Below are 6,199 nucleotides of genomic sequence, written 5' to 3'. Positions count from 1 at the left end.
GCATGGGCTCAAGACAAGTGGTGAGACCCAGTCCGAGACACTGCTCAAGGCTTCCGCTGGCGAGGACAACGTCAAGCGGGAACGGATGGGAGGTCTCCAACATAATAAGATGATTATCGTGGATGCGGCCGTCCCGCGCGCCGTCTGCGGTTCGACAAACTTCAGCTGGCGCGGGCTCTATGTTCAATCGAACAACGCCTTGCTGTTAACGGGCGCTCAAGCCGTCGCCCCCCTCAAGGCTGCGTTCGAGGCCTATTGGAAAAAGGATGGGTTCGCCAACGGTCCCTCACCCGACTGGCATCCGCTCGGCTTGGCGGGCATTGATGCCAGCATCACCTTTTCTCCCCATGACACAGCCCGTGCCCGCCTTGCGGAAATCGGCCAGGATGTCGAAAAGGCCCAGGCCTGCCTCCTCTATTCCCTGGCTTTCCTGAGCATCACAGGCGGTGCTGTAACCGACGCCGTGGAAGCGGCTACCAACAGCCCGGTTTCACCTACGGCATTTCCGACAACAACACCGGTGTCACCGTTCATAAGCCCAATGGCAACACTGCACCCGTCTATTTCGCTCGCCTCAACAAACACGTGCCGACGCCGTTTAAGGTCGAACCTTACACCGGCATCGGGCCAAATCTGCACCACAAGTTTCTGGTAATCGATTTCAACACACCTGACGCCCGCGTGTGGACCGGTTCTTACAACTTCAGCAAGCCCGCTGACCTTCAGAACGGAGAGAACCTGCTCCTCATCCGCGACCAAAAAATTGCGACATCGTATATGGTCGAAGGGATACGCATCTTCGACGACTACCATTTCCGCGTCACCCAGGAAGACGCTGCAGAGGCCAAAAAGACATCGTCCTTGCAAAAGGCGCCTACGGCCGGTGAAGACCCATGGTGGGCTGAGGACTATACAGACCCGTTCAAGATCCGAGACCGTGAGCTGTTCGCATAGAGCTACTCTTGCGCCAGAGCCCGGTTCTCAGGGGTTGGCAGGCACATTGCGATCTTTCAGGGTCTCAATGAGCTCCCGCAGAATGGCATTCGTTTCGTCCTGCCTGCGGCGAACTTCCTCGACAATTCTTCCGGTCGCCTGATCGTCGCGCTCCTTGAGCGCCTCAATTAGTTTCTGGTTGTCAGCGCTAGCCGCCCGATCGGCAGAAACCACCTCCCGCGTGAGAGCCTCGATCGCCGGAACGGTGCGATTTGGCGAAAAGTAATCAACGACCATCGGGGCGAAGGGACTCAGCGTGGCGATCACGAGCGCAAATACGCCGACAAGAATTGCTTTTTTGGCTGAACTGTCGGTCTGGCTGGAGGCCTCTTCGAACTTTCCTATAAAGGTCGTTGCCTGGGCTTGAATATCGTTGCCGATCCGCGCGGCGTTTGTCATGACATCCAGCATGCTTTCAAACTTCCGTTCGATTTCTGCCAGCTGCGCATTCGTGTCCAGAATGGGGTTTCTGGGCATCTGGAAATCCGGCATTCTAGGGGCCGAAATAGCTCGCTCGGTCAATAGCCCCCCGGCATCCGGCTTCGAGATTGAATCGAGCAGTCGCCTTTGGCCTTCCACCTGATCCAGTATGGACCTCATTGCAGGCGACGGCTGTGTGAGCGATTCAAAGCGCTTCCGAAGCGCCTCCGCCTCCTTCGAGGGCCGGAGCAAATCACTGAACTTGTCTTGCTGTTCCTGCAGGCGGATGGCCAAGTTTTTAGCAGGATTTACGTGTGACCCAATACCTGCAAGTGTTTTTGCAATCTCGCTCAATGGCTTGGCACCACTGCCGGTGCTTACCTTAAGGTCCTCAAGCTTGATGGGCTTGGGAGAGTCGGGAGAATCGTCACTCATCAGTCATGGTCCCCATGGGATAGCGCCGGTTAGATATAGGAATCCGGAGAACACAGTGCCAGTTCGAATGGCCCATCTCGCAGGCATGCACTCCGACAACCCACCGCCATTCCGGTGGTCTAAATCGGCAGCTTCGGCGCAATGTCGGCGACGAACAAGCGAAGCGCCATGGCGATCTCGCTGAATTCCTCCGCGGTGAAAGAGACCGTTTCCCCCAAGGCGAAGACACGAATACGCAAGTCTCTTTTGATTTTGATCGTCGCGCCCTTTTCAAAGTACTGGTTCTTGTGAACCTCGATCTCTTCCCCGTCGCTGACGGTAGAACATTTCAAACGGGGCAACTTCAGGCTAAGGGCCCCCGCGCCTTCGTCGCAGTCAATATGACCTACAACGCCATTGCGATGTTCCAGACAGTTCCGAGCCCTCTGAAGCGAGCGGTACTCCTCAAAGAAATCGAGCTTCGTCGCCAATTGCGCCTGCACGGCCAGCAGCAAATCTGGAAAATTGAGACTCGACGCCTTCTTTTCCGCCGCGAGATAAATGTCCTCGAACTCGCCCCAGGTCTCGACCTTGCGTCCTTCCCTCAAACCAAGCGTGTAGATGTAGGCTTGCTCGAGCGTAGCCCTCAGCCCCCTGGCCAGTTCCTGAAACGCCTTCCCCAATATCCACGCGCGATAAGCTAGCTTGGCCTTGGCTTGATCGGCGTGAGGCACGAAGCTCAGCCCGGAAAACCCGTCCCGAGGTAGATCGTTGAGATCTGTAGCCTCGATCGCTGACGTGCATACGGCCACCATTTCAGTCGCCAAGCGGATGGCCTGAAGCGCCGGCGCGATCACGCCGTCGCCGTTGAGGGTGACCGTTACACTGGGTTTGTCTTCTTCCGTCACGGCGTCAATGAATCCGTGTCGGCGATGCCGTCGCCCGTGTCGTGATGCCAAGGTAGGCTAATCTGCATGGGGCCATTTGTGCTCCATGGATTTAGCTTCACCACCTTAATTTTAGCTTTTGCACCCTTTTTCGGGCCGCAACTGCAGCCGCTTTTGTACTCCAGGTGAGTTGCTCGGCGGGGCCAAATGATTCACCGATTGGGGTCTGGGGTAAACGATCCCCTCCAGGCATTTTGCTGGTAACGACCCTTATTCTTTCACCCTGTTCGAGCGCCGCGATGTTGTCCAAAGCCGCACCCAGGCGAAATTCCATGACGTTCAGCATGTGCTTAACCCGCTCTTTGTCCGTGGTAGAGGGGAATGTCCGGCGGCCTTCGGAAAACGCTTGAGTTATGTCATCAAATTTCGCGTCTGTAGCCATCGCAAATAAGTCCTGTGGGAAGATGCGGTTGCGCCGTCCGGCCTGTAACAATCCGGGGGCACGGCGAGCATAGATCTTCTCGACCAAATCTGAGCAAAATGACGTTCGACTTGCCGCGTATTGCGAAAAACCCAGCAGGTAGTCATATCGCTGATAGCAAAAATAGAAGAAGTCATAAAACCAAGCACTTTGCTTGCTGATTTCGTGCTGGAGGGCGTCCAACGCGTTCTTGAATGACGGCTTTGGCCTCGCTCTCGGAAGTATGGAGGGTCGACGTAGGATGCGGAACTCTCCGGGAGCTAAGCTGTCGAAAATAGCTGACTCGGCGGCAATCATCACGCCGCTTTCTGGCGTTGCATCGGCCCAAATCCCGGAACCGACACAGACCATAACATGGGAGAATCGGGCCCCGTGCCTTCCAAGCGCTTTCTGCCCGATAACAATCAGCCGGCTCAACCAATCATGTTGATGAACGAACGCTATGTCGCCCACCTCGGAAAATGTGACGCCGGGAGGGATCGCCATTTAACGCCAATACGAGCGGCTTATGTAGGTGAGTGCAAGGCTTGTGAGAAACGCCACCAGCGCAACTGTCGCATAGATGAGGGCAGGGCTGGAAGTCGCGGCCGCTTCCGGCTTCAGGAGGGCGATGACCAGAGGATCGATTTTGCTGAACGCGTATCCGCTCAGAAATCCGTAAACGAGCTTTCCTAAGCTGGCAAACGCTTCGCGTTCACCATCCCCGTAAGGGGATATGAATATTCCGGCTGCCCATCCAAGGGATGCCCCGAGGGTGCCGCTGAGGAGACATGGGTAAAACAGTTCAGGCCTACTCGCATCGTAGTTCTTGGCGAACATAAAGAGGCATCCAAAAATCAGGATACTGGCGATCAAACCGACTATAAGATCTGAGCCATCGCCCCATTTTCCCCTTTCACGCCTGGCGCGCCGCTGATTGTCTGAGATCCTGGCGCGCTCATCTTCTGACAGTTGAGATGTCGACGGACTCGATAACTCAGCCATGACCCCCCTACGTCGTCTCCCGGTGGCCAGGCTTGCCTTGATCCAGCAATCAACGGCCTTGCTGCGTCACCCGCCGACGGAGCAGCTAGGGAAGACGATGCCTGCGGTTTCGGGGATTGATAAAGCGGCTTGAACGTCCTGAACAAGCGTTCAGATGGGATGCTACAGGTCAGCCCAGGAGTGCGAACGGTTTAGAAGAAGTGTGCGGACGGGCGGCGACGCGCTAGCCCGGTGATGACGACCCGAAAGCGACCGTTCTTCAGAAAGTAAACCGGCAGGGTCTGGTGATCGAGTGCTCCGGTTATTCCGATACGGCAAGAACATTTTCCGTTTTTTATGCCTGTAAGCGCGCCGGCCATTGACCCGATGTTTCGAGCATGTTTCTAATAGAGTGAGGGTGTAATCTCGGTAAGTATTTCAATCGGTAGTGTTTGAAATACTAGGGATGGGGGAAATGCCATGTCGGGGCAATATACGGCTCCGCCTGTTCGCCGGTTGCGGGTCTATGCCTTCGACCCGCAGGCTTCTACGTCGGCTGCGACTGCAGGCGTTAATGTTGCAACAATTAAAATACCTTGGGAGCAGAGCTGGGAGGAAGAAATTCAGCCCGGCCCCATCAATGACTACCTTGAAGTTATTGATATCGATCCGGTCAGCGGCCAATTTTATGAGCCGGTGGACCTCAATCACCCCTACCTCCTGGCTCAGGACGGCTTGGCCCCCTCGGAAGGCGATCCCCGCTTTCACCAGCAGATGGTGTTCGCCGTTGCAATGAAGACTATTCGAACTTTCGAACGGGCGCTTGGCAGGAGAGTCTTCTGGGCTCCGCGTCGCGTTCCCAACGGGCGAAAATACGAGCCGGTCTATAAATTGCGTATCTATCCCCATGCCCTTCGCGAGCCCAATGCTTATTACAGCCGGGAAAAGAAGGCCCTCCTGTTCGGCTATTTTCAGACGTCCGCGCACAGCGCCGGCGCCAAATGGGTGTTTACCGCGCTTTCGCATGACATCATCGTTCACGAGGTCACGCATGCTATCCTGGATGGACTTCACCGGCGGTTTGCTGAACCGACCAGCGTAGACAGCTTGGCGTTCCACGAAGCCTTTGCCGATATCGTCGCTCTGTTCTCACATTTTTCGCTTGAGGAAGCAGTCAGCGCCCAGATTGCGAAAGACGGCGGTAGCCTCGACAACCGCTCCCTCCTCAGCGGCCTCGCCCGGCAGTTCGGCGAGGCTACCGGCCGGGACGGAGCCCTTCGCGAGGCGATTGACGATCACAGTGGCGCTGCGCCCGTGATCTTGCGCGACGACATGACGGAGCCTCACGAACGCGGCGCGGTCCTGGTGGCGGCCGTTTTCGATGCTTTTCTGTCGATCTATGAGAACCGCACCGCTGATCTGCTCAGAATCGCCGGCATCAGACCCGGCATTGGTCCCGACCAGAACCTCCATCCAGACCTGGTCAAACGATTAACCCGGGAGGCGAGCAAGGCGGCGGAACACGTGATGCGAATGTGCATCCGCGCCCTCGACTACCTGCCGCCAGTAGACGTCCGCTTTGGCGATTTTCTCCGGGCAATCATAACGGCGGACTATGACCTGGTGCCCGATGACGTGCTTAACTATCGGCTCGCCATCATAGAAGGGTTTCGGCGGCGCGGTATCATCCCGGAGGGCTGTCTCTCTTTGGCTGTCGACAGTTTGTTGTGGGAGGCGCCGGTCCATCATCTGGCGGCCGATTATGACGATTTGGACCTGGATTTGGAGCCAAAATTCGATCGGACGACGGCAATCAAGGCCGCTGAGGAGAACGCGGAGAGCGTGCATTGGTGGATCCTGGGATCGGAGAGCTTTCGGACCACCGAGGATAAGCCATGGCAAGAGGTGTGCGGAGTAGTCTTCCGACGAGGTTTGATCTCGTATGACGACCGCGAGACGATACTGAGCCGGCCAGGGGACCCGAAGGGATTTGCTCCGCCCGTGGAAATTCATTCTGTAAGAACCTCCCGGCGAACAGGAC

6 protein-coding genes and 1 pseudogene are annotated in these 6,199 nt (G+C 56.5%); 3 read left to right on the top strand and 4 right to left on the bottom strand.

Annotation, left to right across the window (positions count from 1 at the left end; all coding sequences use genetic code 11):
* Window positions 1-655: phospholipase D-like domain-containing protein (locus tag EOA86_RS18265; protein WP_245497308.1), on the top strand; the 655-nt coding region annotated here is incomplete at its 5' end.
* A complete protein-coding gene (locus EOA86_RS18260; protein WP_164748213.1) occupies window positions 586-954 on the top strand; it encodes a phospholipase D-like domain-containing protein in 369 nt (122 codons plus the stop codon). The genes EOA86_RS18265 and EOA86_RS18260, both read left to right, overlap by 70 nt.
* 27 nt (window positions 955-981) lie before the next feature.
* Here EOA86_RS18260 and EOA86_RS18255 read toward each other — a convergent pair whose 3' ends face one another.
* The 4 genes from EOA86_RS18255 to EOA86_RS18240 form a co-directional block, all read right to left on the bottom strand.
* Window positions 982-1,848, bottom strand: coding sequence for a hypothetical protein (locus tag EOA86_RS18255; RefSeq protein WP_091600494.1), 867 nt, complete (start codon window positions 1,846-1,848; stop codon window positions 982-984).
* A 119-nt stretch (window positions 1,849-1,967) separates the two neighbouring features.
* Window positions 1,968-2,735 carry a hypothetical protein gene (locus EOA86_RS18250; RefSeq protein ID WP_091600493.1) on the bottom strand — a complete coding sequence of 256 codons (768 nt, stop codon included), beginning with the start codon at window positions 2,733-2,735 and terminating at the stop codon, window positions 1,968-1,970.
* 97 nt (window positions 2,736-2,832) lie between these two features.
* A complete protein-coding gene (locus tag EOA86_RS18245) occupies window positions 2,833-3,681 on the bottom strand; it encodes a hypothetical protein (protein WP_091600492.1) in 849 nt (282 codons plus the stop codon).
* Entirely contained in the window at window positions 3,682-4,014 is a 333-nt protein-coding gene (locus tag EOA86_RS18240) for a hypothetical protein (RefSeq protein WP_091600491.1), read from the bottom strand.
* Between the two features lie 624 nt (window positions 4,015-4,638).
* Here EOA86_RS18240 and EOA86_RS18235 point away from each other — a divergent pair.
* Window positions 4,639-6,199, top strand: a pseudogene (locus EOA86_RS18235) (peptidase S8); the annotation flags it as partial.

The organism is Mesorhizobium sp. M5C.F.Ca.IN.020.32.2.1 (assembly GCF_004023105.1).
GTDB lineage: Bacteria > Pseudomonadota > Alphaproteobacteria > Rhizobiales > Rhizobiaceae > Mesorhizobium > Mesorhizobium wenxiniae.
Note: the sequence above shows the minus strand (reverse complement) of the source record. Positions and strands in the feature narration are given on the sequence as shown.

Excerpts from the sequence above, each read along its gene's own strand:
- EOA86_RS18255 (WP_091600494.1), bottom strand. The coding sequence starts at position 1,848 with ATGAGTGACGATTCTCCCGACTCTCCCAAGCCCATCAAGCTTGAGGAC.
- EOA86_RS18245 (WP_091600492.1), bottom strand. The coding sequence starts at position 3,681 with ATGGCGATCCCTCCCGGCGTCACATTTTCCGAGGTGGGCGACATAGCG.
- EOA86_RS18240 (WP_091600491.1), bottom strand. The coding sequence starts at position 4,014 with ATGTTCGCCAAGAACTACGATGCGAGTAGGCCTGAACTGTTTTACCCA.